This window comes from Lysobacter sp. Soil_N_23 (genome assembly GCF_057656135.1).
Genome location: NZ_JBDGKY010000026.1, coordinates 1 through 26,516, shown reverse-complemented (window position 1 = coordinate 26,516; position 26,516 = coordinate 1). Strand labels below are relative to the sequence as shown.

General features: G+C 67.4%; 30 protein-coding genes. 20 read left to right on the top strand and 10 right to left on the bottom strand.

Annotation, left to right across the window (positions count from 1 at the left end):
* Nucleotide 1: 1 nt before the first annotated feature.
* The 5 genes from AC3A3X_RS16015 to AC3A3X_RS15995 all read left to right on the top strand — a co-directional run bounded on the left by AC3A3X_RS16015 (nucleotide 2) and on the right by AC3A3X_RS15995 (nucleotide 5,753).
* Entirely contained in the window at nucleotides 2-1,819 is a 1,818-nt protein-coding gene (locus tag AC3A3X_RS16015) for a DUF885 domain-containing protein (RefSeq protein ID WP_487584016.1), read from the top strand.
* A 167-nt stretch (nucleotides 1,820-1,986) separates the two neighbouring features.
* Entirely contained in the window at nucleotides 1,987-2,403 is a 417-nt protein-coding gene (locus AC3A3X_RS16010) for a VOC family protein (RefSeq protein ID WP_487584015.1), read from the top strand.
* A 3-nt stretch (nucleotides 2,404-2,406) separates the two neighbouring features.
* Entirely contained in the window at nucleotides 2,407-3,228 is an 822-nt protein-coding gene (locus AC3A3X_RS16005) for a DUF72 domain-containing protein (RefSeq protein ID WP_487584014.1), read from the top strand.
* 257 nt (nucleotides 3,229-3,485) lie between these two features.
* Nucleotides 3,486-4,451 carry an aldo/keto reductase gene (locus AC3A3X_RS16000; protein ID WP_487584013.1) on the top strand — a complete coding sequence of 322 codons (966 nt, stop codon included), beginning with the start codon at nucleotides 3,486-3,488 and terminating at the stop codon, nucleotides 4,449-4,451.
* 9 nt (nucleotides 4,452-4,460) lie between these two features.
* Nucleotides 4,461-5,753: an NTP/NDP exchange transporter gene (locus AC3A3X_RS15995; RefSeq protein ID WP_487584012.1), complete on the top strand. Its 1,293-nt coding sequence runs from the start codon at nucleotides 4,461-4,463 to the stop codon at nucleotides 5,751-5,753.
* Between the two features lie 72 nt (nucleotides 5,754-5,825).
* Here AC3A3X_RS15995 and AC3A3X_RS15990 read toward each other — a convergent pair whose 3' ends face one another.
* From AC3A3X_RS15990 to AC3A3X_RS15980, 3 genes are all read right to left on the bottom strand, one after another.
* Nucleotides 5,826-6,716: a cyclase family protein gene (locus tag AC3A3X_RS15990; RefSeq protein ID WP_487584011.1), complete on the bottom strand. Its 891-nt coding sequence runs from the start codon at nucleotides 6,714-6,716 to the stop codon at nucleotides 5,826-5,828.
* Between the two features lie 197 nt (nucleotides 6,717-6,913).
* Entirely contained in the window at nucleotides 6,914-7,810 is an 897-nt protein-coding gene (locus AC3A3X_RS15985; protein ID WP_487584010.1) for a DMT family transporter, read from the bottom strand.
* Nucleotides 7,811-7,882: 72 nt separating this feature from the next.
* Nucleotides 7,883-8,284 carry a cupin domain-containing protein gene (locus AC3A3X_RS15980; RefSeq protein WP_487584009.1) on the bottom strand — a complete coding sequence of 134 codons (402 nt, stop codon included), beginning with the start codon at nucleotides 8,282-8,284 and terminating at the stop codon, nucleotides 7,883-7,885.
* 141 nt (nucleotides 8,285-8,425) lie between these two features.
* Between AC3A3X_RS15980 and AC3A3X_RS15975 the strand changes: the two genes are divergently transcribed.
* The 6 genes from AC3A3X_RS15975 (at nucleotide 8,426) to AC3A3X_RS15950 (ending at nucleotide 12,897) form a co-directional block, all read left to right on the top strand.
* Nucleotides 8,426-9,310, top strand: coding sequence for a LysR substrate-binding domain-containing protein (locus tag AC3A3X_RS15975; RefSeq protein ID WP_487584008.1), 885 nt, complete (start codon nucleotides 8,426-8,428; stop codon nucleotides 9,308-9,310).
* A gap of 379 nt (nucleotides 9,311-9,689) precedes the next feature.
* Nucleotides 9,690-10,103, top strand: coding sequence for a VOC family protein (locus tag AC3A3X_RS15970; RefSeq protein ID WP_487584007.1), 414 nt, complete (start codon nucleotides 9,690-9,692; stop codon nucleotides 10,101-10,103).
* Between the two features lie 6 nt (nucleotides 10,104-10,109).
* On the top strand, nucleotides 10,110-10,517 hold the full coding sequence (locus AC3A3X_RS15965; RefSeq protein ID WP_487584006.1) for a VOC family protein: 408 nt from the start codon (nucleotides 10,110-10,112) through the stop codon (nucleotides 10,515-10,517).
* Between the two features lie 25 nt (nucleotides 10,518-10,542).
* Nucleotides 10,543-10,971, top strand: a complete 429-nt coding sequence (locus AC3A3X_RS15960; protein WP_487584005.1) for a YciI family protein — start codon at nucleotides 10,543-10,545, stop codon at nucleotides 10,969-10,971.
* A 32-nt stretch (nucleotides 10,972-11,003) separates the two neighbouring features.
* Nucleotides 11,004-11,564: an SRPBCC family protein gene (locus tag AC3A3X_RS15955; protein ID WP_487584004.1), complete on the top strand. Its 561-nt coding sequence runs from the start codon at nucleotides 11,004-11,006 to the stop codon at nucleotides 11,562-11,564.
* Between the two features lie 52 nt (nucleotides 11,565-11,616).
* The gene (locus AC3A3X_RS15950) at nucleotides 11,617-12,897 is read left to right on the top strand and encodes an RNA polymerase sigma factor (protein WP_487584003.1); all 1,281 of its coding nucleotides are present in this window, start codon (nucleotides 11,617-11,619) and stop codon (nucleotides 12,895-12,897) included.
* Between the two features lie 2 nt (nucleotides 12,898-12,899).
* Here the strand turns inward: AC3A3X_RS15950 and AC3A3X_RS15945 are convergent, their stop codons facing one another.
* The 3 genes from AC3A3X_RS15945 to AC3A3X_RS15935 all read right to left on the bottom strand — a co-directional run bounded on the left by AC3A3X_RS15945 (nucleotide 12,900) and on the right by AC3A3X_RS15935 (nucleotide 14,433).
* Nucleotides 12,900-13,262 carry a DUF1428 domain-containing protein gene (locus AC3A3X_RS15945; RefSeq protein ID WP_487584002.1) on the bottom strand — a complete coding sequence of 121 codons (363 nt, stop codon included), beginning with the start codon at nucleotides 13,260-13,262 and terminating at the stop codon, nucleotides 12,900-12,902.
* Nucleotides 13,263-13,347: 85 nt separating this feature from the next.
* Nucleotides 13,348-13,971, bottom strand: a complete 624-nt coding sequence (locus AC3A3X_RS15940) for a YceI family protein (RefSeq protein WP_487584001.1) — start codon at nucleotides 13,969-13,971, stop codon at nucleotides 13,348-13,350.
* Nucleotides 13,972-14,091: 120 nt separating this feature from the next.
* Nucleotides 14,092-14,433, bottom strand: coding sequence for a TfoX/Sxy family protein (locus tag AC3A3X_RS15935; protein WP_487584000.1), 342 nt, complete (start codon nucleotides 14,431-14,433; stop codon nucleotides 14,092-14,094).
* A gap of 150 nt (nucleotides 14,434-14,583) precedes the next feature.
* Here AC3A3X_RS15935 and AC3A3X_RS15930 point away from each other — a divergent pair, with 150 nt between their 5' ends.
* The 4 genes from AC3A3X_RS15930 (at nucleotide 14,584) to AC3A3X_RS15915 (ending at nucleotide 18,562) form a co-directional block, all read left to right on the top strand.
* On the top strand, nucleotides 14,584-15,525 hold the full coding sequence (locus tag AC3A3X_RS15930) for a DMT family transporter (protein ID WP_487583999.1): 942 nt from the start codon (nucleotides 14,584-14,586) through the stop codon (nucleotides 15,523-15,525).
* A 79-nt stretch (nucleotides 15,526-15,604) separates the two neighbouring features.
* Complete coding sequence (locus tag AC3A3X_RS15925; protein ID WP_487583998.1) at nucleotides 15,605-17,233, top strand: ExeA family protein; 1,629 nt, start codon at nucleotides 15,605-15,607, stop codon at nucleotides 17,231-17,233.
* 5 nt (nucleotides 17,234-17,238) lie between these two features.
* Nucleotides 17,239-18,024 carry a general secretion pathway protein GspB gene (locus AC3A3X_RS15920; RefSeq protein WP_487583997.1) on the top strand — a complete coding sequence of 262 codons (786 nt, stop codon included), beginning with the start codon at nucleotides 17,239-17,241 and terminating at the stop codon, nucleotides 18,022-18,024.
* 142 nt (nucleotides 18,025-18,166) lie between these two features.
* Complete coding sequence (locus tag AC3A3X_RS15915; RefSeq protein WP_487583996.1) at nucleotides 18,167-18,562, top strand: DoxX family protein; 396 nt, start codon at nucleotides 18,167-18,169, stop codon at nucleotides 18,560-18,562.
* 61 nt (nucleotides 18,563-18,623) lie between these two features.
* Here the strand turns inward: AC3A3X_RS15915 and dbpA are convergent, their stop codons facing one another.
* Entirely contained in the window at nucleotides 18,624-20,012 is a 1,389-nt protein-coding gene (dbpA, locus tag AC3A3X_RS15910; RefSeq protein ID WP_487583995.1) for an ATP-dependent RNA helicase DbpA, read from the bottom strand.
* 201 nt (nucleotides 20,013-20,213) lie between these two features.
* Here dbpA and AC3A3X_RS15905 point away from each other — a divergent pair, with 201 nt between their 5' ends.
* From AC3A3X_RS15905 to AC3A3X_RS15895, 3 genes are read left to right on the top strand one after another with little or no spacing between them, the layout of a single operon-like run.
* Nucleotides 20,214-20,792, top strand: coding sequence for a hypothetical protein (locus tag AC3A3X_RS15905; RefSeq protein ID WP_487583994.1), 579 nt, complete (start codon nucleotides 20,214-20,216; stop codon nucleotides 20,790-20,792).
* A 58-nt stretch (nucleotides 20,793-20,850) separates the two neighbouring features.
* Nucleotides 20,851-21,438 carry an RNA polymerase sigma factor gene (locus AC3A3X_RS15900; protein ID WP_487583993.1) on the top strand — a complete coding sequence of 196 codons (588 nt, stop codon included), beginning with the start codon at nucleotides 20,851-20,853 and terminating at the stop codon, nucleotides 21,436-21,438.
* A complete protein-coding gene (locus AC3A3X_RS15895; protein WP_487583992.1) occupies nucleotides 21,425-22,075 on the top strand; it encodes a hypothetical protein in 651 nt (216 codons plus the stop codon). The genes AC3A3X_RS15900 and AC3A3X_RS15895 overlap by 14 nt, the downstream gene beginning before the upstream one ends.
* Before the next feature lie 35 nt (nucleotides 22,076-22,110).
* Here the strand turns inward: AC3A3X_RS15895 and AC3A3X_RS15890 are convergent, their stop codons facing one another.
* Nucleotides 22,111-23,130: a fatty acid desaturase gene (locus AC3A3X_RS15890; protein ID WP_487583991.1), complete on the bottom strand. Its 1,020-nt coding sequence runs from the start codon at nucleotides 23,128-23,130 to the stop codon at nucleotides 22,111-22,113.
* A gap of 183 nt (nucleotides 23,131-23,313) precedes the next feature.
* Between AC3A3X_RS15890 and AC3A3X_RS15885 the strand changes: the two genes are divergently transcribed.
* Both AC3A3X_RS15885 and AC3A3X_RS15880 read left to right on the top strand, forming a co-directional pair.
* Nucleotides 23,314-23,565, top strand: a complete 252-nt coding sequence (locus tag AC3A3X_RS15885) for a GIY-YIG nuclease family protein (protein WP_158731793.1) — start codon at nucleotides 23,314-23,316, stop codon at nucleotides 23,563-23,565.
* Between the two features lie 64 nt (nucleotides 23,566-23,629).
* Nucleotides 23,630-23,851, top strand: coding sequence for an RNA-binding S4 domain-containing protein (locus AC3A3X_RS15880; protein ID WP_487583990.1), 222 nt, complete (start codon nucleotides 23,630-23,632; stop codon nucleotides 23,849-23,851).
* 11 nt (nucleotides 23,852-23,862) lie between these two features.
* Here the strand turns inward: AC3A3X_RS15880 and AC3A3X_RS15875 are convergent, their stop codons facing one another.
* Together AC3A3X_RS15875 and AC3A3X_RS15870 are read right to left on the bottom strand one after the other, a co-directional pair.
* A complete protein-coding gene (locus AC3A3X_RS15875) occupies nucleotides 23,863-25,011 on the bottom strand; it encodes a hypothetical protein (RefSeq protein ID WP_487583989.1) in 1,149 nt (382 codons plus the stop codon).
* A gap of 117 nt (nucleotides 25,012-25,128) precedes the next feature.
* Nucleotides 25,129-26,301 (bottom strand): COG3904 family protein, encoded by a 1,173-nt coding sequence (locus tag AC3A3X_RS15870; RefSeq protein ID WP_487583988.1) that lies wholly within the window; start codon nucleotides 26,299-26,301, stop codon nucleotides 25,129-25,131.
* Between the last annotated feature and the right edge of the window lie 215 nt (nucleotides 26,302-26,516).

Genomic DNA, 26,516 nt, shown 5'->3' with positions numbered 1-26,516 from the left:
GTTGCGCCCCACCCTCCTCGCCGTCGCCGTGCTCAGCGCGACCCTGGTCGCCTGCCAGCCGCAGACCCCGCCGACGCCGGCCGACACCGCCGCCACGGCGCCTGCCGCGCCGGCCTCCGATGCCGCCACCGACGCCCGCTTCGCCGAGCTCTCGCAGCGCTGGCTCGACGGCTGGCTGCAGCTCAACCCGATCGCCGCAACCCAGATCGGCAAGCACGACTACGACAGCGAGGTCGATGACCTCAGCGCGGCCGGCCGGCAGAAGCTGGTCGACTTCAGCAAGAAGCTGCTGACCGAGCTAGACGCGATCGACACCGCCAGGCTCTCGCGCGAGAACCAGATCGACGCGGCGATCCTGCGCAACCAGCTGCGCGGCGACGTCTGGGCGGTCGAAACGCTGCAGGGCTGGGCCTGGGATCCGCAGGTGTACAGCGGCCTGGCCGGCGGCGCGATCTACAACCTGATGGCGCGCGACTTCGCGCCGATGCCGCAGCGGCTGAAGTCGGCCACCGCGCGCATGCAGAAGATCCCGGGGATCTACGCGCAGATGCGCGAGAACCTCGACCCGGCACGCGTGCCGTCGATCCACGCCGAGACCGTCGCCAAGCAGAACGCCGGCGTGCTCAGCCTGATCGACACCTTCATCGTCCCCAACGCCGACCAGCTCAAGGGCGAGGAGCGCAAGCAGCTCGACGCCGCCGTCGCCGGCCTGCGCAAGGCCTTGGCCGAGCAGCAGACCTGGCTCGACAAGACCCTGGTGCCCAATGCCAAGGGCGATTTCCGCATCGGCCAAACGCTGTATGACGAGAAGCTGCAGTTCTCGCTGAACTCCTCGCTGTCGCGTGCGGAGATCAAGCAGCGTGCCGAGTCCGAACTCAAGCGCGTGCGCGGCGAGATGTACGCCATCGCCCAGACCGTGCTCAAGGACAAGCCCAACGCACCGGAGCTGCCGGCCAATCCGAACGCCGACCAGCAGCAGAAGGCGATCGAGGCCGCACTCGAGCTGGCCTATGCCGAAAAGCCGGCACGCAACGAAGTGGTCGACTTCGCCAAGAAGACGCTGGCCGATGCCACCGACTTCACCCGCAAGCACGATCTGGTGACCGTGCCCAACGACCCGGTCAAGATCATCCTGATGCCGGAGTTCCAGCGCGGCGTCGCGGTCGCCTATTGCGACTCGCCCGGTCCGCTCGACAAGGGCCTGGACACCTATTACGCGATCTCGCCGATTCCGGACGACTGGGACGACAAGCAGGTCGACTCGTTCCTGCGCGAATACAACAGCCGCATGATCCACCTGCTGTCGATCCACGAAGCGATGCCGGGCCATTACCTGGAAGGCGCGCACTCGGCCAAGTCGCATTCGACCCTGCGCTCGGTGCTGCGCTCGGGCCTGTTCGCCGAAGGCTGGGCGGTCTACACCGAGGACATGATGGCCGACGCGGGTTACCTGGATAACGACCCGCTGTTCCGCCTGGTGCAGCTGAAGTTCTACCTGCGCACGATCGCCAACGCCATCCTCGACCAGGGCGTGCACGTGGACAACTGGAGCCGCGAGCAGGCGATGGAACTGATGACCAAGCAGGCCTTCCAGCAGGAGCGTGAAGCGTCCGGCAAGTGGGTGCGCGCGCAGCTGACCTCGGCGCAGCTGCCGACGTATTTCGTCGGCGCGCAGGAGCACTTCGACATGCGCAAGGCGGTGGAGGCCAAGCTCGGCGACAAGTTCAATGCCAAGGTGTATCACGACCAGGTGTTGTCGTATGGCGCGCCGCCGGTGCGGTTCGTCCGCGAGATGATGCTGGACGAACCGATCCAGTGACGCGCGAAAGCGCGTAGAACCGTCATCCCGGCGAAAGCCGGGATCCAGTCGCGCGCAAGCGCGCCTGCCCTCACCCCAACCCCTCTCCCGCACGCGGGAGAGGGGCTTGAAGCCACGCCCTTGCCTGACAGGCGCTATCCTCCCGCTTTCCACGCGAGGAACCCGCCATGTCCCCTGGCAGCACGGTCATCCCCACCCTGGTCTACCGCGACGCCCCCAAGGCCATCGACTGGCTGTGCGACGCGTTCGGCTTCCAGCGCCAGGCGGTCTACGCCGACGGCGATGTGATCCTCCACGCGCAGCTCGTCCACGGCAGTGGAATGATCATGCTCGGCTCGGCCAACAAGGACGGCGAGTGGTCGCAGCTGATGATCCATCCCGACGAGACCGGCCAGCGCGCGACCCAGAGCATCTGCGTGATCGTCAGCGATGCGGACGCCCACTACGCGCAGGCAACGAAAGCCGGCGCCCGGGTCGTGATCGATATCGCCGACCAACCCTACGGCGGCCGTGGCTACGCCTGTCGCGACCTCGAAGGCCACCTGTGGTGGTTCGGCACCTACGACCCATGGAAGGACGCCTGAGCAATGGAAGAGTTCGACAACGCCCCCAAGCCGGTCGACGGCATCCGCGTCGGCATCGGCGGCTGGACCTACGTGCCCTGGCGCAGCAACTTCTACCCCAAAGGCCTGGTGCAGCGGCGCGAGCTCGAATACGCCAGTCGCCATCTCAGCGCGATCGAGGTCAACGGCACGTACTACGGCTCGCAGAAGCCGGCGACGTACGCGAAGTGGGCGGCGGAAACGCCGGACGGTTTCCTGTTCTCGGCCAAGGCGCCGATGCGGATCATGCAGTCGCGCACGCTGGCGAAGACCGGCCCGCAAGTCGAGGACTTCGTCGGTGGCATCGCCTCGCTGGGTGACCGGCTCGGGCCGATCGTCTGGCAGTTCGACCAGGGGTTGACGTTGCAGCGGGAGCCGTTCGCGCAGTTCCTCGATCTGTTGCCCACTGAAATCGAAGGCCGTCGCCTGCGCCATGTGATCGACGTGCGCGACCGCGCCTTCGTCGACCAGGACTACGTGGCACTGCTGCGCAGGCACGGCATGGCCGGTGTGTTCACCGATTCGTCCGAGTACCCGTCGTTCGCCGATGTCACCGCCGATTTCGTCTACGCACGTTTGATGAGGACGCGCAGCGGAATCCCCGATGGCTACGAGGACGACGAGCTCGATGGCTGGGCCGCGCGTGCGCGGGAATGGTCGCAGGGCGGACAACCGGCGGATCTGCCGTATCTTGCAGCGCAGCAAGCCGACGCCAGGAAACGTGACGTGTTCATCTATTTCATCAGTGCTGCGAAGGAGCGCAACCCTGCAGCGGCGATGGCGCTGCTGCGCAGGCTGGGTGCCTGAGTAACGCCGTCATCCCGGCGAAAGCCGGGATCCAGACGCGCGCAGCGCGCGTTTGCCCTCACCCCAACCCGCACCCCGGCCCGAGCGCATAGCGCTCGGGCGTTCGAGGACACGCGAGCCAATGGCTCGCAAGCGGTGTCCTCTCACCCCGCACGCGGGAGAGGGGCTATACAGCTCCCGGCCGTGCCATTGGGCACTCTCCCGCGTTAACGGCGACCACGGCACAATCCCCGTTCACCCCCGGACGAGATCACGCCATGGCCAACCGTCGCGAGTTCATCTCCACCGCCACCCTGACCGCCGCGGGCATCGCCCTGGCGCCGCTGGCGGCCTGCAGCCAGGAACCGGCGCCCAGCGCTTCCGCGCCCCCGGCGGCCGCAACGAAACCTTTCCAGGGCCCGCTGCTGACGCGAGCGGTCCCCGCCACTGGCGAGAAGATCCCGGTGATCGGCATGGGCACGTCCGGCAGCTTCGAGGTCGGAACCGAGGCCGCCTCCCGCGCACCGCTGCGTGAAGTGCTCGACACCTTTGTCGGCGCCGGCGGTTCGCTGATCGATACCGCACCGACCTACTCCACCGCCGAAGATGTCCTCGGCGACCTCATCGCCGACGCGAAGGTACGGCAGAAGCTGTTCATCGCAACGAAGTTGTCTGGCGTGAGTGGCCGCGAGGAAGGTCTGGCCCAGTTCAACGATTCGCTGCGCCGGCTCAAGACCGACAAGGTCGAGCTGCTGCAGGTCCACAACCTGCGCGACACCGCCGTGCAGATCGCACTGGCACGCGAGCTCAAACAGCAGGGCAAGACCCGCTACGTCGGCCTCACCCACTACCGCGAGGACGGCCAGGCGCAGCTCGCCGAAGAGATGCGCCAGCACAAGCCCGACTGGGTGCAGATCAACTACTCGCCGGTTTCGCGCGGCGCCGAAAAGACGATCTTTCCGTTGGCGCAGGAACTGGGCATCGCCGTGATGATCAACCGCGCCTTCGAGGACGGCCGCCTGATCTCGCAGGTTCGCGACAAGCCGTTGCCACCATGGGCAGCCGAGGTAGGCGCCGATTCCTGGGCGCAGCTGATCCTGAAGTACGTGCTCAGCCAGCCGGCGGTAACGGTGGTGATCCCCGCCACTTCGAAGTCCCGGCACCAGCTCGACAACCTCAAGGCGGGCACGGGCCAACTGCTCGACGCAAAGCAACGCGACGCGCTCGTCGCGGCGCTGGCCTGACTGTTGTCCATGGCGAACTGGTCGCACAAGATTGCGTCCCTCTTCGGCGTGACCGAAGAGGAGGCGCCCCCGGTACTGGCCGGCGCCCTGGTGTTTTTCCTGCTGTTCGCCGGCTATTTCATGCTGCGGCCGGTGCGCGAGACGATGGGCGTCGCCGGTGGCGTCGACAACCTGCAGTGGCTGTTCACCGGCACCTTCGTCGCCACGCTGGCGGTGATGCCACTGTTCGGCTGGATCGCGGCGAAGGTGAAGCGGCGCCACATCCTGCCGTGGACCTTCGGCTTTTTCGCCGCCAACCTGGCGCTGTTCGCGGTGTGCTTCCAGCTCGATCCGGAGAACCTGTGGATCGCGCGTACGTTCTACATCTGGATCTCTGTGTTCAACCTGATCGCGGTGTCGGTGGTGTGGAGCGTGTGCGTGGATCTGTTCCCGACCTCGCAGGCCAAGCGCATCTTCGCGCTGATGGCCTCCGGCGCGAGCCTGGGCGGCCTGGTCGGGCCGTTGCTCGGCATCGCGCTGGTCGAGCTGATCGGCCATGCCGGCCTGCTGTGGCTGGCCGCGGCGCTGCTGATTGCCGCGATCTTCGCTGCCCGGCGCCTGCAACGCTGGCGCGATGCGCATCCGGTGCGCGAGGAACTCACCGCCGGCGCGCGTGCGCGACCGCTGGGCGGCAGCCCGCTCGCCGGCATCACCACCGTGATGCGATCGCCGTACCTGCTCGGCATCTCCGCCTTCGTGCTGCTGCTGGCCAGCGTCAGCACGTTCCTCTACTTCGAGCAGGCGCGGCTGATCGAGCTGCGCTTCCCCGATCGCGCCGACCAGACCCAGGTGTTCGGCATGATCGACGTGATCGTGCAGAGCCTGACGATCGCCTCGCAGTTGTTCCTCACCGGACGGCTCGTGCAGCGGCTGGGGCTGGGCGTACTGCTGGTGGCGGTGCCGATGGTGACCGTGCTCGGCTTCCTGTGGCTGGCGCTGGCGCCGACCTTCGCCGTGCTGGCGGTAGTGATGGTGGTGCGCCGCTTCGGCGAGTACGCCTTCGTCAGGCCGGGCCGCGAGATGCTGTTCACCGTCGTCCCGACCGAGGCCAAGTACAAGGCCAAGAGCTTCATCGACTCGGTGGTCTATCGTGGCGCCGATGCCGTCAGCGGCTGGGCCAAGACATTCGTCGACATGCTGGCGCAGCAGCCGGCGATCGCCGCGCTGGTCGGCGCGGGAATCGCGTTGACCTGGGCTGTGACGGGAGCAGGATTGGCGCGCGCGCAGGCACGGATCGCCGACTCACAGCCCCCGACTACGTAGGAGCGAGCTTGCTCGCGAACCAGCGTGTCAGTCGCGATAGCCGCTGTTCGCGAGCAAGCTCGCTCCTACACCCTACGACAGGCGCGCCATGGCGCGCACCGGGAACGTGCCAGCGCCCTTCACCTTCGGCGGGATGGCACTGAAGGTGAAACCTTCGTCCGGCAGCGCGGCCAGGTTGCACAGGTGCTCGACGATCAGGATGTCGGCACCCAGAAGGGTCGAATGCACCGGGCGTTCGCCGCCGCGGGTGTCGTCGATGTTCATCGAATCGATGCCGACCAGTGCCACGCCGCAGTCGCGCAGGTAGGCGGCCGCGTCCTCGGTCAGGAACGGGTGTTCGATGGCATAGTCCGGCTCGCGCCAGTAGGCGTCCCAGCCGGTATGGACGAGCACGGCGCGACCGCGCAGTTCCTTGTCGCGGAACCAAGAGGCGTCGATCGCACGGACCTCGCGATGGTCGGCGCGGATGACGATGCTATCGAGGTCCGCGAACGCTGCGATCCCGACCTGCGACAGGTCGTGGCCATGCGCATACCGGTGCGACGGGCAGTCGATGTAGGTGCCGGTGTTGGCGACGATCTCGATCCTGGCGATCTGGAACTCGGTGCCGGCGGCGTACTTGGCGCGCGACTGCTCGCGGCTGAGGTAGTCGCAGATGCGCGCGGCGGGGAGACCGGGATAGGTGACCAGGCCGTCCTCGATGACGTGGCTGAGGTCGACGTAGGTGCGTCCTCTTTCGCCGGCGCCTCCGGCTTTGCGCTTGTGCGGCTCGGTGATGATCTTCTTGTTGAGGATGCGGGCGGGGCCGACCATCAGCAGGCGCAGGTCGCGGACGATGTAATCGACCAGCGCGGCATCGGCGATGTCGTCGCCGTCGATGTCCAGGCGGAAGTCCTGGCCCTGGATGCCGCCGCCGTTGGTGAACTCGAGGTCGAAGTCGAAGACTACGCGCTTGTCGGTCATGGGGGTCCGTGGTCGGGTTGTCAGTGTTGTCACGTCATCCCGGCGAAAGCCGGGATCCGCTTTTGCTCGTCATCCCGGCGAAAGCCGGAATGACAGGCAAGAGGCAACCGCAACAGCAACAGCAAAATGGATCCCGGCTTTCGCCGGGATGACGATCTGGCAAAGCCGTGGCCGCTATGCGGCCACGGGCCAGATCGTCACTTCGCAGTGCGCTGGCTCAACGCCACGCTACCCAGGATCATCACACCGGCGATGCCCATCTTCAGCGTCAGCGGCTCGTCCAGCAGCAGCCACGCCCAGGCCACGCCGAACACCGGAATCAGGTAGGTCACGGTCGAGGCGCGGCCTGCACCGATCCGCGCGATCAGGCGGTAGTACATGACGAAGGCAAGGCCGGTGCAGAGCACGCCGAGCATGCCCGCCGACAACCATGACTTCATCGGAATCGCTTGCGTCGGCCAGTTCGCGATCGCGAACGGCAGCGTCAGCAATGCCGCCACGCCCAGCGTGGCCGAGGCCACGGCGGCAGGCGGCAGACCGGTCAGATGGCGACGCACCAGGTTGATGCCGACGCCGTACAGGAACGAGGCGCCGGCACCGGCGGCCACCGCCCAGCCGATGCTCGCGCCGGCCGTCTTGTCGCTGGCCAGCACGATCACGCCGACGAAACCTGCGACCAGTGCGATCGCACGACGTGCACCGATCTTCTCGCCAAAGAACAGGAAACCGACGAGCGCGGTGAACAACACCGTCATCGCGTTGGTGATCGCGCCCACACCAGCCGGCGCGGTCTTGGCCGCCCAGGCGAAAAGCATGAACGGCATCGCCGAGTTCAGCGCACCGATGATCGCAAGCTTCGGCCACAGCTTCGCCGGGAACTGCGTCCGTGCGCGCCACAGGAACGGCAGCAGGACGAGAGAGCCCAGGGCCAGTCGAACCTCGACCAGCGCCATCGCGCCGAAATCACCGGCGGCCACGCGCATGAACAGGAACGAGGCGCCCCAGATGGCGCCGAGCAGGCCCAGTTCGAGCGGCGTGAGCCAACCGCGTTCCTGCGTATCGGAAAGACTGGAAGTGGAAGCAACGCTGGTCATGCCAAACCTCGTGTGGGGACGTACTCGTGGCGGAGGACGTATGCGAAAACGAAGGTCGACGCGCGGGCGAAGTCAGCCCTGCGTCGGGTGATAGCAATGCGTGATGGATTCCGAACTTCCGCCTGCGGCGAGGAAGGCGGCGTAGCCTAGATTCACCCCGATCAGGCGTACACCGCTTTCGGTGTGCGGGCGGTGCCGACTGTCGGGTGCGAAGTACACGTACGTTCCGGCGCCGTGGCGGGTCTCGCCCTCGATGACTTCGCCGCTGATCACGTAGTACGACTCGCCGGTCTCGTGGTGGTCCAGCTCCGGCCATTGCGCGCCGGGCGCCATGTCCACCACCCACATGCGCAGGCCCGGGCCGGCCGGCAGGTCGCGGCGCAGGCAGCCGGGGCCGACCTCGATCGCCGGGACCGCCTCGATCGACAGTGCCTGCATCGGCAATTGCGGGATCACTTCGTGCAGATGGCCCATTCGTCCGCTCCTGCGGTCGGGCACCGGATCGGCGCCCCATCGACTAATCTGGCTCTTGCCAGACCGCTATTCTGATTACCTGCGCGCCCTGCACAAGCGCATACTTTGGCTGTCAGACACAAATTATATTTGAGGCTCGACATGGCACTGCGCGCGGACTGGCTGCCGGCCCTGACGGCATTCGAATCGGCGGCCCGGCACCAGAACTTCGCCCACGCCGCCGAGGAGTTGCACCTGACTGCGAGCGCAGTCAGCCACCACGTGCGCAAGCTCGAGTCGCGGCTGGGGGTGGCCCTGTTTCAGCGCCACGCGCGCGGGGTCGCCCTGACCGCCGACGGCCGCAAGCTGGCCGACGCCGCCGGCAGTGCCCTGGCCGACGTCGATGGGGTACTGCGCAGCCTGCGCTCGGGGCGCGAGGACAGCGACCGCATCCGCTTCACCACCCTGCACTCGCTCACCTACACCTGGCTGACGCCGCGCCTGGCCGAGTTCACCCAGGCGCACCCCAACCTGCGCCTGAGCATCGACACCGAGGTCGCGCTGACCCGCTTCGACGATCCCGGCCCCGACTTCGGCATCCGCCACGGACCGGGCCACTGGCCCGGCCTGACCGCGCATTTCCTGATGGACGAGGGGCTGCTGCCCGTGGTCTCGCCGACCTTTCCGGGAGTCGAGCAGATCCGTCAGCCGTCCGACGTCGCCAGGCAGCCGCTGATCTCCGACCACTCGCGGCAGGGCTGGCACGACTGGTTCCGCGCCGCCGGCGTGCACGGCGCCAAGTTCGACGAGCGCCTGACCTACACCGACAGCACCGGGGCGATGAACGCCGCCGTGTTCGGGATGGGCATCGCGCTCGCACGCTCGCGCATCGTCGCCCCGTACCTCGAGAGCGGACGCCTGCAGCGGCTGCCGGTGCCGACGGTGAAGGCGCGCTGGGGCTACTACGTGGTGTACCCGTCGCACCGACGCTTGCGTGCGGCGGCGCAGACGTTTGTCGATTGGTTGCTGGCGCTGCCGAAGGACTGAGGACCTCCGGACAGTCGGCCGGAGAGCAACGTCCATGGGTTCCCGCCTTCGCGGGAATGACGAGCAACGACGCTGGGTCCCCGCCTTCGCGGGGATGACGGTCTTCTTTAGCCCCTCTCCCGCTTGCGGGAGAGGGGTTGGGGTGAGGGCCGCCGAAGACCATGCAACAAAATGCCGAAGCGTCGTCCGCCGCATCGGAGCAGGAAACCCAAAGCGCACCAGCAGGTCCCTCACTGCGTTCGGGACGACAAGCAGAAAATTCTCCGGCCCGTGTCGATCCAGCCCATTCCCGTTCGTCATCCTGACAAGAGCCCCACTCCGGCGGCTCACGGCGTTTCCGAGATCCACCGCTGACCTCACACCTCACCCAGGACATCCCATGAAGATCAACGCCTACCTCACCTTCAACGGCAACTGCGGCGACGCGATGCGGTTCTACGCGCAGACACTCGGCGGCACGCTGGACCCCATCACCACGTTCGGCGGCAGCCCGGCCTGCGACCACGTGCCGGCCGACCACCACGACAAGATCATGCACGCGCGCCTGCACGTCGGCGACCAGGTACTGATGGCGTCGGACGGCATGCCAACCGACACCTACGACGGCATCAAGGGTTGCTCGATCGCACTCAACGTCGATTCCGTCGCCGAAGCCGAGCGCGTGTTCAAGGCACTGTCGGACAAGGGAACCGTGTGCATGCCGCTCGACAAAACCTTCTGGGCCATCAGCTTCGGCATGCTGATCGACCAGTTCGGCGTGTCGTGGATGGTCAACTGCGAACGCGAGGCCTGATACGCCATGGCCAGCCAGATCTTCCTCAATCTCCCGGTCAAGGACCTCGACCGCTCGGTCGACTTCTTCGAGAAGCTCGGCTACTCGTTCAACCCCGACTTCACCAACGAACAGGGCGCGTGCATGGTCGTCTCCGACGACATCCACGTCATGCTGCTGACCGAACCGTTCTTCCAGACCTTCACCCGCAAGCCGGTGCACGATGCGACCAAGGCCACCGAAGCCATCGTCTGCCTGTCCATGGACAGCAGCAACGCGGTCGATGCGATCGTCGCCAAGGCCGTGGCCGCCGGTGCCAAAACCCACTTCGATGCCAGCGACCAGGGCTTCATGTATGGCCACGGCTTCGAAGACCTGGACGGGCACCTGTGGGAGTTCGTCCACATGAAGCCCGAGGCGGTATCCAACCGCTGACCTTGCCAACCACGGAGATGCCACCATGCGCTTCATGATGCTGATGATCCCCAAGGGCTATGAATCCGCCGCGCCCGGCACGCTGCCCGAAGCCGACGCCATCGCGACGATGATGAAATACAACGAGTCCCTGCAGAAGGCCGGCGTGCTGCTGGCGCTGGACGGACTTCACCCGCCGTCGATGGGCGCGCGCGTGAGTTTCAGGGATGGCAAGCCGCAGGTCACCGACGGCCCCTTCAGCGAAGCCAGGGAAGTGCTCGGCGGCTACTGGATGATCCAGGTGAAGTCGCGCGAGGAAGCCATTGCCTGGGCCTCGCGTTGCCCGGCCGCGAACAACGAAGTGATCGAGATCCGCCAGGTGATGGAACTGGCAGACTTCCCCGCCGACGTGTGCAAGGCCGCCGCCGGCCTGGAGGACATGCAGCAGCAAGCTGGTTCGACACCCAAACATTGACCACATACTGAACCCATGGAACGGAGTTACGAATGTTCAAGTTCATCGCCATCGCCGTCGTCGTACTGATCGCGGCCGTCCTCATCTTCGCCGCCACCCGCCCGGACACGTTCCGCGTCGAACGCCACCTCCACATCCAGGCGCCACCGGAACAGGTGTTCGCACAGATCAACGACTTCAACCGCTGGCGGGCGTGGTCGCCGTACGAGAAGCTCGACCCACAGATGCAGCGCGAGATCGGCGGCGCCGCACAGGGCACCGGCGCTACTTACCGCTGGGACGGCAACAGCAAGGCCGGCGCCGGACGCATGGAGATCGTGCAGTCGGTCCCCTCCTCGCGGATCGAGGTCCAGCTCGACTTCAGCCGGCCAATGCAAGCGCGCAGCTCCGCGCAGTTCACCATCGTGCCGCAAGGCAATGGCAGCGACGTGACCTGGTCGATGAATGGCGACATGCCATATGTCTCCAAGGTGTTCAGCGTGTTCATGAACATGGATCGCATGATCGGCAGGGCCTTCGAGGAAGGGCTCGGCAATCTCAAGCGCCTCACCGAGCATGACGGTGCCGCGACACCGCACCTGGAAGGCGCGTGATGCCACTTCGAGCACTTGCAAGGGCACAACGTCGGTGGTGTCATCGGTCGCCATGACGGCGACCGACATCCATCGCAGCATCGATGCCGTCTGGCGCATCGAATCGGCCAAGCTGATCGCGACGCTCGCGCGCATGGTGCGCGACGTCGGGCTGGCCGAGGAACTGGCGCAGGACGCGTTGGTGGCGGCACTGGAACGCTGGCCCGAAACCGGCGTTCCCGACCAGCCCGGTGCCTGGCTCATGGCCACCGCCAAGCACCGTGCGATCGACCGCCTGCGCCGCAGCAAGCTGCTGCAGCGCAAGCACGAGGAACTCGCGCGCGAGCTGGAGGCCGAACAGGAAAGCGCCGATGACGCGCATCTGGACAAGCTCGACGATCCGATCGGCGATGACCTGCTGCGGCTGGTGTTCACCGCCTGCCATCCGGTGCTGTCCACGCCTGCGCAGGTGGCATTGACCCTGCGGCTGCTCGGCGGACTGAGCACGGACGAGATCGCGCGTGCGTTCCTGGTGCCGGAACCGACGATCGCCCAGCGCATCGTCCGCGCCAAGCGCACGCTGGCCGACAAGCAGGTGCCGTACGAAGTCCCGCGTGGCGATGAACTGGCACAGCGCCTGTCGTCGGTGCTGGCGGTGATCTATCTGATCTTCAACGAAGGCTATGCCGCCACCGCCGGCGACGACTGGATGCGCCCTGGCCTGTGCGAGGACGCGCTGCGCCTGGGCCGCATCCTCGCCGGACTGGTGCCGAACGAGCCGGAAGTGCACGGCCTGGTCGCACTGATGGAAATCCAGGCCTCACGCTCGGCGGCACGCGTGAACGGCTACGGCGAGCCGGTGCTGCTACTCGAACAGAATCGCGCCCGCTGGGATCAGTTGCTGATCCATCGCGGGCTGGCGGCGTTGGAGCGTGCGGAAAAGCTCGGCTCCGTGCGCAATCCGACGCGCGGCCCGTACACGCTGCAGGCGGCGATCGCGGCTTGCCATGCGCGCGCGTTGACCGCCGAGGAAACCGACTGGGCCAGCATCGTGGGGCTCTACGGTGCGCTGGCGCAGCAAGTGCCGTCACCGGTGGTGGAACTCAACCGCGCGGTGGCACTGTCGATGCTATTCGGCCCGGCCGCCGGCCTGGCACTGGTCGATGCGCTGACCGGCGACCCGCTGCTGAAGGATTACCACCTGTTGCCGAGCGTTCGTGGCGACCTGTTGCGCAAGCTCGGTCGCTTCGGCGAGGCGCGCGAGGAGTTCGAGCGCGCCGCGGGCATGACCCGCAACGCGCGCGAACAGGCGCTGCTGCGGCAGCGCGCGGCCGAGTGCCTGGCCGAAAGCTAGCCTCAGAGCGAGACGATCGGCTTGAAGCCACCCCAGAACATGCGCTTGCCGTCGAACGGCGCGTTCTTGGGATCCATCATCGCTGCCAGGCGCGGGTCATTCATCACCTGCTTGTTGATCTTGTCGCGCTGCGCGCGCGACTTGTAGGTGATCCACGAAAACACCACCACCTCGTCGGCCTTGAGCTTCACCGCCTGCGGGAACGAGGTGAGCTTGCCGGGCTGGACATCGTCGGCCACGCACTCGTTGACCTCCAGTGCACCGTACTCACGCCAGATCTTCCCGGCCTTGCGCGCCATCGTGCGGTACGCCGCCAGGTTCTTCTTCGGCAGCGGTATTACGTATCCATCAACGTAGAAAGCCATCGTTTGCTCCTTCTTCATGGGCGACTGTGTGGTCGCATGGTCCGGCATGGGCCGTTAGCGCACTGGCAAGGAACCGATCAGCGGCTCACGGCGCCTTCGATGCCTGCGCCTGGCCCGCTGCCTCTTGCACCGCCTCAACTTGAATGCGCAGCGTCACGTTCATGTCGAAGCCATAGTCCTTGCCGGCGTCGATGCCGAATTCGTCGCGGCGGAACGTGCCCAGCGCATCGGCGCCGCACAGTTCGCGCTGGTGCAGCGGATGCGGGATGCACTTGAAGCGGTCGATCGTCAGGTCCAGCGGCCGGGTCACGCCGCGCAGGGTCAGTTCGCCCGTCACTCGCGTCGGTGCGCCATCGCGGAAATCGGCCAGGCGACCCTTGTAGACCGCCTTCGGGTATTTGCCCGCATCGAGCAGGTCGGCTTCACGCGCCTTGTCGTTCATCACGTCCAGGCCGTAATCGACGCTGGCGGTATCGATGGTCACTTCCACCGTGCCAGTGCCGGCGCTCTTGTCAAGCGAGATCTCACCCTGGCTGGAGTTGAACTTGCCGCGCCACACCGATACGCCCATGTGATCGGCTTCGAAGCTGGGGAAGGTGTGGGACGGGTCGATTTCGTAGCGGACCGGCTTGGCGATGGCGGCCGCGGCCAGCGCAAGGAGGGTCGCGGTCAGCGCGAGTCGGGCGGAAGCGGAGCGTTGGAAAGACATGGCAGGGTTCCGGTTTGGATGGGATGCCGGCGGCCTGCGGTCGATCCGCAATGGCGGCCTTCACTGTCATGACGAACGGGCCGCGGCGAAATCGACATCACCGCGCCGGGCCGCGGATTGCTATTTGTGGCGCTTGGACGGGGTCTTGCGCAGCGCGGCGGCGTAGGCGAGCTCGGCCCAGGGTTTCATCGCCTCCGGTGATTCCATGGCCGATTCCGGCACGGACCAGTAGCTCATCCGGATCGGCAGCTGCTGCCCCCGGTAGACATAGGGCTCGCAGCCCGCGGCCTCGAAATGCAGGCGGGTCTCGCCGTCGACCTTCAGGTAAAGGGTTTCCTCGAGCACCACGCCGATCAGCGCGCCATCGAGATAGATGCCGTGGCCACCGAACATCGCCCGCGTCGTCACCCGGCCCATGCCGTCGAGCAGGTCGTGGAGATGGGCGATGAGGGCATTGCTCATGGACTGGCGATCCAAACGTTGCGGCTTCACGCGCAGTCTGCACTCCATTGTGGCGCCCTGTCCCATTCCCCCGGAGGCCACCCGGCACCGCCACCGTTTTCGTCGCGACTGCGGCGACAATAGGCTCCCCCCCGCCGCCACCGCGACCGCATGAACCCGACCAGCAAGGCGCAACTGCAAATCCACTTCTGCGTGCTGCTGTGGGGCTTCACCGCGATCCTCGGCAAGCTGATCACGTTGCCGGCGCTGCCGCTGGTGTGGTGGCGGATGCTGATCGTGGTCGCCGCGCTGGCGCTGCTGCCGCGGGTGTGGCGCGGGCTGCGGGCGATGTCGCCGCGGCTGATGCTGGCCTATGCCGGCATCGGCGCGCTGGTGGCCCTGCACTGGCTGACCTTCTACGGCGCGATCAAGCTGTCCAACGCCTCGGTCGGCGCGACCTGCATGGCGTTGGGCACGGTGTTCGTGGCGATGATCGAACCGTGGCTGACCCGCACGCGTTTCTCCAAGCGCGAGCTGGCGCTGGGCGTGATGGTGCTGCCGGGCGTGGTGCTGGTGGTCGGCGGCGTGCCGGCGGGAATGCGCGCCGGCATTGCCGTGGGCGCAGTGTCGGCCCTGCTGGTGGCGCTGTTCGGCTCGCTCAACAAGCGCCTGGTCGAGCACGGCGATCCGTTGACCGTGACCGCACTGGAACTGGGCGCCGGCACGCTCATGCTGACCCTGCTGGCGCCGTTGATGCCACTGCTGTTCCCGGCTTTCGCCGGGCCGCTGCTGGTAGTGCCCAGTACCCACGACATCGCCCTGCTGCTGGGCCTGGCACTGGCGTGCACGCTGCTGCCATTCACCCTGTCGCTGGTGGCGCTGCGCCACATGAGCGCGTTCGCCCAGCAACTGGCGGTGAACCTGGAGCCGGTCTACGCGATCGTGCTGGCGGCGCTGCTGCTGGGTGAACAGCGGGAACTGACCACCACCTTCTACGTCGGCGTGGTCATCATCCTGGCAGCGGTGTTCGTGCACCCGCTGCTGGGCAAGCCCAGGCGGCTGCAGCATCCGGAAGTGCTGGGCACGGCCGAGGCCAAGGGCGCGGCCGACTGAACTTGCCCAGGAGGAGCAGCTTCAGCCCCGCCAAGCGTTTTGTGGCAGGCTTACCGCCATCACCCCCTGCAGGTTGCGCATGTACCTCGAGCACTACGGCCTGACCGAGCCGCCGTTCTCGATCACGCCGGACCCGCGTTTCGTGTTCCTCAGCGAGCGCCACCGCGATGCGCTCGCGCACCTGTTGTTCGGCATTGGCCAGGGCGGCGGCGGTGGCTTCGTCCAGCTCACCGGCGAAGTCGGCACCGGCAAGACCACGTTGTGCCGGCTGCTGCTGGAGCAGATCCCCGACACGACGCGCGTGGCGCTGGTGCTCAACCCGCGCGTGACCCCGGTCGAGCTGCTGGAGACGATCTGCGAGGAGTTGCACCTCGACCTCGATGGCACCCGCGGCAGCATCAAGGCGCTCGTCGATACCCTCAACGCCTACCTGCTCGAAGCGTACGCACAGGGCCTGCGCGTGGTGCTGATCATCGACGAGGCGCAGAACCTGTCGGTCGACGCACTCGAACAGGTCCGCCTGCTGACCAACCTGGAAACGCCTACGCAGAAGCTGCTGCAGATCGTGCTGCTGGCCCAGCCCGAGCTGCGCGCGATGCTGGGCCGCGACGAGTTGCGCCAGCTCGCCCAACGCATCACCGCGCGCTACCACCTCACTCCGCTCGACGCCGCCGAAACCGGCGAGTACCTGCGTCACCGTTTTCGCGTCGCCGGCGGCCAGCATTTCCCGTTCAATGCCGCCGCGGTCAGGCGCATCCACGCCCATTCCGGCGGCGTGCCGCGGCTGATCAACAACATCGCCGAGCGCAGCCTGCTGGCCGGCTATGCCCACGATGCCAGCGTCATCGATGCGCGCTGGGTCGATCGCGCCGCAGCCGAAGTGCTGCCCGGGCGCACCCCGATGTGGTGGCCGCCCAAGGCGGTCGTGACCGTGCCGCTTGCCATCGCCGCGATTGTCCTGCTCGCCGTCGCGATCACGCTGTGGTGGCCGCGTGCTCCCGCCCTGTCGCCCGCCACCGCCTCGACACCGGCTGTGCCGGTGATGAAGAAGCCGGCCAGCCCGCCTGCGCAGCCGGCACTGGATGCGACCGCTGTCGCCGCGCGCCTTGATGCCGCGGTGATCGCACCGACGGCTGCCTGGGGCCAGTTGCTGGGGCGCTGGCAGTTGCCGTCGGGCGCGAACGAAGCCGCCGCGGCCGCAACCTGCCCGCCTGTGCTGGCTTCCGGCGTGTACTGCCTGCGCGGCCGCACTACCCTCGACGCGCTGATCGCGCAGGATCGCCCGGTGCTGCTGCGCCTTCGCCACGGCGGCAACGAGACCTGGGCGCTGCTGGAAGGAGCCGACGCGCGACAGGCGCGGCTGCGACTGGGCAACAACAGCGTCGCCGTCGACCGGATCGCCTTGCAGCAGCTCTGGGATGGCGAACATGCCGCGCTGTGGCGCGCCCCGACGTTCCTGGCCCAGGCACCGCGCCTGGGCAGCCAGGGCGCCGCCACCGACTGGGTGCGTGCGCACTTGCAACCGCGCTACCTGCCGGCGCAGACCGGCGCCGCTACCTTCGACGCCGCGATGCAGGAGGCGGTGCGCCAGTTCCAGCGCGATCGCGGCCTGGACAGCGATGGACTGGTCGGCCCGGCGACACTGCTGGCGCTGGCCGCAACCGACGCCGACGGCCCGCGCCTGACCACGGCCGAAGGCGGGAACTAGATCCGATGTCGCTGATCCTCGACGCCCTGCGCAAATCCGAAGCCGAGCGCCGTCGCGGCCAGGCGCCGGACCTGTATGCCGAGCTGCCGCCGCTGGTCCCGCGCGCCACGGCGCGCCGACCGGTCTGGCCATGGTGGCTGGCCGGCGGATTGGCCGTGCTCGCGACGCTGTGGATGCTGCGCGATGTCCAGTCCCTGGCCGGCGCCACGGCTCCTGCCGCCGATGCGACCGGCGCGCTTGCCGCTCCGCCGCCGGATATCGCACCTGCGCCGATCCCTGCCCAGGCGCCCATTGCGATGCCCGCGGCCGTGCCGTCGGCGATGCCGGCCACCAGCGCCGTGATCGCTCCGACGGCACCGAGCCCCGCTCGCGCTCCGGCGGCCCGGGAACCAATCGCGACAACCGCCATGCCGGCGGCGATCATCACCGCCGAGGCGCTATCGGCCCCGCCCGCACCCGTGACCGAGCCGGTACTGCCGCCGCAGCCCTCACCGGTGCAGGTGGTCAGCGCGAGTCCGCCGCCGGCAACCGCGCCTGAGCCCGTCACCACCCCGGGTGGCCCTGCGCCGCTGCGCCTGGCCGACCTGTCGCCCGGCGAGCGCGAACAGTTGCCAGCACTGAAGATCAGCATGCACATGTGGGGCCCGACCCCGGACCAGCGTTTCGCGATCATCGATGGCGCCCGGGTCAGCCAGGGGGACCGCGTCGGCGATGCGGTGGTCGAGGAGATCGGCGCCGACAGCGTGGTCCTCAACTGGCATGGCCAGCGCCTGGCGCTGCCCATCCGCTGACCGGCCGGCGCGCCGCAGTTGCGCCGGAGCCCGCGCTGGCGTGACCATCAGCGGGTCGCGGCTCTACCGGTCCTGCTCCGTCCGATTCGATCGATCCATCCCATCCAGCCAGCAACCATCCAGCCAGCAAAGGGGTTCCGCCATGAACAGCAGCACCCAGCAAGACATCGGCAAGCTGATCCTGCGTATCGCAGTGGGCGTACTGGTTTTCCTGCACGGCATCAGCAAGCTCGAAGGCGGCCTGGACGGCATCGTCAAGATGGTCGAGACACAGGGCTTCCCCGGTTCCTTCGCCTACGGCGTGCTGATCGGCGAAGTTCTGGCGCCGCTGCTGATCATCACCGGCTTCTTCTCGCGCATCGGCGGCATCCTGGTCGTGATCAACATGCTGTTCGCGCTCTACCTGGTGCACCAGGGCGACTTCGGCCGGCTCAACGAGCAGGGTGGCTGGGCGATCGAACTGCAGATCATGTTCCTGACCACGGCCGCAGCCGTCGCGCTGCTCGGGCCGGGCAAGTACGCATTCAACCAGCGCTGACCCGATAAAGCCCCTCTCCCGCGGCGCGGGAGAGGGGTTGGGGTGAGGGTGCAGGCGCCAGTCACATCCGGCTGACCCGGAACTTGCGCCCCTTGATCTTGCCTTCGCGCAGCCGCGCCAACGCCGGCGCGGCCTGAGCACGTGCCACGGCGACATACGAACGCGTGGCGAACACATCGATCTTGCCGACCGCATCGGCCTTGAGCCCGGCATCGCCGGTGAGCGCGCCGAGGATGTCGCCCGGACGCAGCTTGTCGGTACGGCCCGCGTCGATGCGCAGCGTCACCATCGCAGCGGCCGGCACGCCCGAGGCCTTGCCGGCGAGCGGCGTGGCCTTGTACCAGATCAACGGCAGGCCCTGGCGCTCCTCGATCGCACTCGCACGCGCCTGTTCGCGCGGTCCGCACAGGCTCAGCGCCATGCCCTCGTTGCCGGCACGACCGGTGCGGCCGATGCGGTGCACGTAGATGTCCGGATCGGGCGGCATGTCGTAATTGACCACCATCGCCAGTTCCTTGACGTCGAGTCCGCGTGCGGCGACGTCGCTGGCCACCAGCACCGTGCAGCTGCGGTTGGCGAAACGCACCAGTACTTCGTCGCGGTCGCGTTGCTCCATGTCGCCGTGCAGCGCCAGCGCGGTGAAGCCGTAGTGCGCCAGCGAGGCGGCGACTTCGTCGACGTCGCGGCGCATGTTGCAGAACACCACGCACGATTCGGGCTTGTACTGCAGCAGCAGCGCCGCCAGCAGCGGCGTCTTCCTGGTCTGCTCGGCCTCGTAGAAGCGCTGGTCGATCGCGACATGCTGCTCGTCGCCTTCGACCGTCACTTCCATCGGCTCGCGCAGCAGGCCGCGGCTGATCTCGCGCACCGCTTCGGGAAAAGTCGCCGAGAACAGCAGGCCCTGGCGCGACTTCGGCGTCTTGCCCACGATTTCGCGGATGGGTTCCTCGAAGCCCATGTCGAGCATGCGGTCGGCCTCGTCGAACACCAGCGTGCGCAGCGCCGAAAGGTTGAGCGCGCGCTTGCGAAGGAGCTCCTGGATCCGGCCCGGCGTGCCGACGACGACGTGCGGGGCGTGTTCGAGCGACGCCAACTGGGGGCCGAGCGGCATGCCGCCGCACAGGATCGACAGCTTCAGGTTGGGGATGGCGAAGGCGAGCTTGCGCAGCTGCTTGCCGACCTGGTCGGCCAGTTCGCGGGTCGGGCACAGCACCAGCGCCTGGGTGGCACCCTGGGCCGGGTCGAGGCGGTGCAGCAGGCCCAGGCCGAAGGCGGCGGTCTTGCCGCTGCCGGTCGGCGCCTGCGCGATCAGGTCGCGCCCGGCGAGGATGGCCGGCAGGCTGCCGGCCTGCACCGACGTCATCTTCGTATAGCCCAGCGCCTGGACGCCCTGCTGCAGGGCCGGGTCCAGGGACAGGGAGGCGAAATCGTCGGAAAGCGGTTCGTTCATGGCGACATGATCGCAGCTATCGGCCGAGCACGGGCTCGGGGGAGGCCGCCATCCCTCCTACACCGTCATCCCGGCGAACGCCGGGATGACGGTGCCGGGTTGGAAGGGATGCGGGCCTGGATCCGGGCGTGCGCCGGGATGGCGGTGCCGGGTTTTGGCTATGCTGCCGCCATCGGCCATCGGCCTGCCGGGACGCAGTGCATGACCACCGACCCGCTGTTCACGCATATCCGCATCGTGCTCGGCATCGTCCTCGGCCTGGGCCTGACCACGCTGCTCAAGGGCATGGCCCGCTTCGTCCAGCACCCCGGCCGCGATCACATCTACTGGGTGCACATGGGCTGGGCGATCTCCATGTTCATCGTGCTCGTGCATTTCTGGTGGTGGGAGTTCGGGCTCAGCCACCTCCACCCGTGGAGCTTCGTCGCCTACGCCTTCCTGATCCTGTACGTGGTCGTGCTGTTCCTGCTGTGCACGCTGCTGTTCCCCGACGACCTGGCCGAGTACGCCGGCTGGCGCGACTACTTCCAGTCCCGCCGCGGCTGGTTCTTCGGGATCATGGCGGTGCTGTACCTGATCGACTTCGGCGACACCCTGATCAAGGGCCACGAGTACTACCGCCGTTTCAGTGTCGAATACCCGATCCGCAACGTGGCGATGATCGGCCTGTGCCTGATCGCGATGAAGGTGCGCTCGGAGACCTTCCACCGCTGCTTCGTCGTCGCCGCGATCGTCTACGAGCTGAGCTGGATCTACCGCCTGTACGACTATCTGGATTGAGCCGGGCCGCCGCTGTGACGATTCGCCCCTGCCTGCGAATCATGTGTTCGACCAGGCAATGGACGCGTTCGCGATGGAGCACACCGCCAGCATGATGGCCGACACCAGGCAGCAGTTCGAGGCCCTGCTCCAGGCCCACCGCGGCATCGTCTTCAAGGTCGCCGCGACCTATGCCAGCCACGCCGAAGACCGCGCCGACCTGGCCCAGGACATCGCCGCGCAACTGTGGCGTGCCTTCCCGGGGTACGACTCGCAGCGCCCGTTCCCGACCTGGATGTACCGGATCGCGCTGAACGTGGCGATCTCCTGGCTGCGCGGCGAAGGCCAGCGCCGCCGCCGGACCGTTTCGCTCGACGACAGCCTCCACGACCTGCCGGACGAGCACGGCATCGATGTCGAAGCGCAGCAGCGACTGGACGTGTTGCAGCGTTTCATCGCCGCACTCGATCCGATGCACCGCGCCCTGCTCCTGCTCTACCTCGAGGACCGCAGCTACCGCGAGATCGCCGAGATCCTCGGCATCAGCGAAACCAACGTTGCCACCCGCATCAGCCGGCTCAAGCAGCGCATCCGCCAGGACATGACGTTAGAGCGCGGCATGAGCACGGTGCCCCCAAGCGCAAGGAACGATCATGGAACTCGATGAACTCAAACTCGCCTGGCAGACCCTCGACCACCGCCTGCAGCAGCAGACCGCGCTGAACCTGCAACTGCTGACTGAAAGTCGCATCGACAAGGTCCGCTCGCGGCTGCGGCCGCTGTGGTTCTGGCAGGTGATCCAGCTGATCGTGGGCGTGCTGCTGACGGTGACGTTCGCACGCTTCTGGGTGGCCAATACCGGCTCGCCGGCGCTGCTCGCCAGCGGCCTGGTGATGCATGCCTGGAGCGTGGCGCTGATCATCTCCGCGGTGATGGAACTGCTGCTGATCACCCGGATCGACTATGCCGGCCCGGTGCTGACCATCCAGAAGTCACTGGCGCAGTTGCGGCTGTGGCGCACGCGCGTGTCGCCGTGGCTGGGCTTGCCGTTCTGGCTGCTATGGATGCCGCTGATGGCGATCGTGTTCAAGCAGCTGTTCGGCGCGCAGATGCATGCCAGCGTCTATTACATCGGCATTCCGATCGGCGTCATCGGCATGTTGGCGACGGTGTGGTTCCACCGCTGGGCGCATCGCCCCGAGCGCCGCCGCATCGGCGATGCGATCGATGCCGGCAGTGCCGGGCGCGGTGTCACGCGCGCCCAGCAGTATCTCGACGAGATCGCACAATTCGGGAAGGAATGACCGGGCAGGAATGACCTGCCCGGGGAGCCTGCCGGTCAGGCCCTGGCGCGCTGCGGGAAGCCGACCATGCGCTGGGTTTCCTCGCACCACAGCTTGAGGCGGGCGCTGCGCAGGCTGGTCCACATCGTCAGCCGCGGCGCCGCCTGCAGCAGCGGGCTCGACTCGAACGCCTCGCGCAGTCGGTAGTTCGGGATGCGGCTGGCGAGATGGTGGATGTGGTGGTAGCCGATGTTGCCGGTGAACCAGTGCACGACCCGCGGCAGGTCGAAGTAGGAACTGCCGGCCACGGCAGCGCGACCGGAATCCCAGTCCTCGCGGCGCGCCCAGTAAGCCTCCTCGAAGGTGTGCTGCACGTAGAACAGCCACACGCCCACGGCACCGGCCACCAGCACCACCGGCATGTGCACCATCAGCACGGTGTGCCAGCCGATGCTGAAGCCCAGCGCCAGGAACGCGATCAGCAGCATCAGGTTGTTGAGCAGCACGCTGGCCCATTCCTTCTTCCAGGTGAAGGGAAGGTCGAACGGGAAGCGGTGCTTGATCACGAACTGGTAGAACGGGCCGATGCCCAGCAGCACCGGCGTGCTGCGGTACAGGCGGTAGCCCAGGCGGCGAATGCGCGGCAGTGCGCGGTACTCGGCGACGGTAAGCGTGTCGATGTCGCCCATCTCGCGGCGGTCGAGGTTGCCCGAGGTGCCGTGGTGCACGGCGTGGGTCTTCTTCCAGTAGCCGTAGGGGAACAGCGTCACCAGGCCGAGGCAGCGACCGACGATGTCGTTGGCGCGCTGGCTGGCGAAGAACGAACCGTGCCCGCAGTCGTGCTGGATGATGAACATGCGCACGTACAGGCCCGCCGCCGGCAGCACCAGCAGCAGCGTCCAGCCGAAGGCCCAGCCGTCGACCACGCTCCAGGCCATCAATGCCCACAACGCGAGGAATGGAACCAGGGTGTTGATCAGTTGCCACACGGCGCGGCCGAGGTGCGGGCGGGCGAAGCGGGCGCAAAGCTGACGGAGGGTGGCGGCGGTGGGGGACGCGGGGGCTGTGGCGCTCAAGGCACTTCTCGGTGTGGACGGTGCATTGTGGGTGCGCGTCATGACAGCCACAATGACGTGCGCATGCGTATGGTCGTCAGTCATGGCCACAAACGCGACGGCGGTGCCGATGGCGACCCTGCCTACCGAGGGTGTACCGGTCCACTCGCCAGCGCGACCGCTCCTGGGCTAGGCTGCGGCCCCATGAACGCTTGGTATGTCTACCTGCTGGAATGCCGCGACGGCAGCCTGTACACGGGCATCACCACCGACGTTGCGCGCCGCTACGCCGAACACGAAGCCGGCAAGGGCGCCCGCTATACCCGCTCGCGGCCGCCGGTGCGCCTGCTTGCGCAGTTCCCGTACCCCGATCGGGCCACCGCCAGCCGCGCCGAATATGCGATCAAGCAACTGCGGCCGGAACAGAAGCGGGCGCTGTGCGCCGGCGCCGCCTAGCGGCCGACCATTGCGCAACGCCAGCGGCGCTGCGACCCTGACCGCCCTTCCCCGCGCCATCGCCATGCAACAGATCGAATTCGAACTCGACCGCGACCACGTCGAACTCAACCAGCTGCTCAAGCTGGTCGGACTGTGCGACAGCGGCGGCGCCGGCAAGGCGATCGTCGCCAGCGGCGCGGTCAGCGTCGACGGCGCAGTCGAACTGCGCAAGACCTGCAAGATCCACGCTGGCCAGGTCGTCACCATCGACGACGTCGAAATCCACGTGGTCGACGCCGCCTGAACGCAGACGCGCTACGCCAGCGCCGAGAGTATTTTCCCCAGCAGTTCCTTCATCGGCATCCGCATCAGCACGACTGGCAACAGTGGCAACGCTGATGCGAGCGCGAACTGGACCAGCAGGAAGCGCTGCAGCGGGATCGTCGACATCTGGCTGACCGTGGAGTAGACCGCGGTCAGGTCGCACAGCGCGGACGAGTCGCCGGCTTCGAGGATGGGTGTGGCGCCGCCGCGGGCGCGCCCGAGCCATTTCTCCTCGAAGCCCTCCGAGCAGTCGGTGCCCAGCGCGCCGTAGGCCAGCAGGCTGTTGCGCTTGAGCGCCGCCAGCCGCGGTACCAGCAGCAGCAGCGGCGCCACCATCAGCACGACACCCAGCACGACCCAGCCGCCCATGATGAAACGCAGGCTCCTGAGCTCGGCGCCGAAGTACTGGACGTCAAGCGCCAGTGTGCCGGCCAGGGAGATGCCACCCACCAGCGGCAGCACCACGAATGCGGCCTGTGCATACCCCAGGAACGCCAGTCCGCCACGGCCGTCGGGATGGGCGGCATGCAGGTCGAGGTTGAAGCGCGAGAAGCGCAGCAGCAGCACCGTCCACAGCGCCAGGCGCCAGAACCACAGCAGCACGAGGAAGCGGATCACCGGCATCGCGACCCATTTCAACCAGAGCGCGGCAAAGCTCATCGAGCCGGCATTGCCCTTCCAGTCGCTGACATCATCCAGCAGCCCCAGCACCGGGATCGCGTACGAGGCGACAATCGAGAGCGCGAACAGCACCAGCTCGGGCGTGTTGGCATCACGCCAGCGCCGCATCTGCGCCAGCACGCCTTCGAAACGGTCACGGTCGCTCGCGTCGACCAGGTCCAGCAGGTGCTTGATCGCGCGCCACAGGCGTTCATCGGCCATCGGTGCCGCCAGGACCAGCAGCGGTACGGCGATCACGAACCGCGCCCAGATCGAATAGTCGTACAGCAACGGAATGGTCACGCCGCCGACGAGGGTGCCATCGCGCGCGGCTGCCACCACCATCGGCAGCACGATGATCAGGACCAGGACGATGGCGACCAGCGGCGCGAGCCGGCGCTGGGCGCGGCCGAGGCCGCTGATCCTGGAGACGCGGTACACCAGGCCGCCACGCAGCAACGAATAGCGCTGATCACTCATCCCGGAGCCCTCCGGCGCGCTGGGCGTGCGCGCCGGGGCATCGTGCCGCGAGCGATGTGATGGCCGGCTCACGCTGCCGGCGGCGATGCCTGCCCGCTCAGGCGTGCACGGTTGCGGTCAGCTCTCGCCTGCCTGCGGCTTGGGCGACTGCTGCGACACGCCGTCGGGCTTGCTGGCGCCCGGAACCAGCGCCGTCCCCGGATCGAACTCCGACAACGGACTCTCCGCCGGGCAGGCCTGGTCGGGGAAGCCGTAATCCTTGCGCAGGTCCAGGCCGCAGGTGTTGAGCGCGTCAAGGTCGGTGTTGGGCGTCTTGCAGCGCTTGTCGAAGGCGCGCACGAACGAATCGCGGCGGCTGACGAAGTCCTCGCCGCACTTGCGCATCAGGCGCAGGCGGTCGAGGTCGTCCTGGGCCGGGTTGACGCCGTCGAGCCCGTACAGCTCCAGCTCCTCGACCGTGAGCAGGCGCAGGCCGCGGTTGGGCACGGCCATCATCAGGTCGGCGACCGCGGTCGCGGCGCCGTTGCGCTCGAGGTAATCACGCACTCGGTCATACACCACGCGCAGCTCGGCGTTGAGCTGCGCGCGCGTGGTCGCGGTCGAACTCATGCGGATGATGCGATGGATGCCGACCTGGCCGGCGATCATGCGGGTGTCGCCGGCGCTGAGGATGAACACGCAGGCGCTGTGGCAGATCGCGCCCTCGCGCACCCAGATGGTCCAGCGCGACTCGGCGATGAAATCGCCGGCCTTGATCGCATCCTCGACCTGGCCGCCGGCCGAGTCAACGTCGAGCACGCGCTTGTGTATGCCCAGTTCGTTGGCGACATGGGTGACGCGTTCGACCAGCGAACCGAACTGGGCGGTGATCTTGCCCTTGTAGCGCAGGCGCGCGACGCCGCGTTCCACGCACGGCTGCAGGGCTTCGCGCAGGCCGGCCTGGTCGAACTTCACCAGCGCGTTGCCATCGCCCAGCGCGGCGTAGTCCAGCTCGCAGCTGATCGAGGCCTCGCCCGACGTCAGCTCGAGCGTCGACCAGTCGATCGGCGCTTCCTCGCTCCCGGCCTTGGCCGCTTCACGCACGCTGGTCTTGGCCTTGCGCGGCGAAGCCGTCGGTTCGGGCGAGGCGGGCGGCACCTTGACCGGCGCGGTGCTGATCGCACCGCCCTCCTGCGGGCTGTTCACCTCTTCGATGACCATGCCCGAATGGGTCGCCGGCTCGGCCCGCTGGCAGGCCGCCAGCGCGAGGCACAACAGCAACGGCCAGGAGTGCGTGAGGATCTGTCGCAAGGATGTCCCGCTTTTGTCAGTCAATGAATGCGCGCCCGCAGCGCACCTGTACACAAGGATACGATGCGCGGGCTGACTATCGGCCTAGTGCGGCATTATTTGGTTCTTCTTCCCTTTGCGTGAAGGTTGGCGTTGCCCGTCGTCCCGAACGCAGTGAGCAACTGTGTTTCTCGTCAAGCGGTTTGTTCACGATGGGCGTTCCAGCGGACACCGTC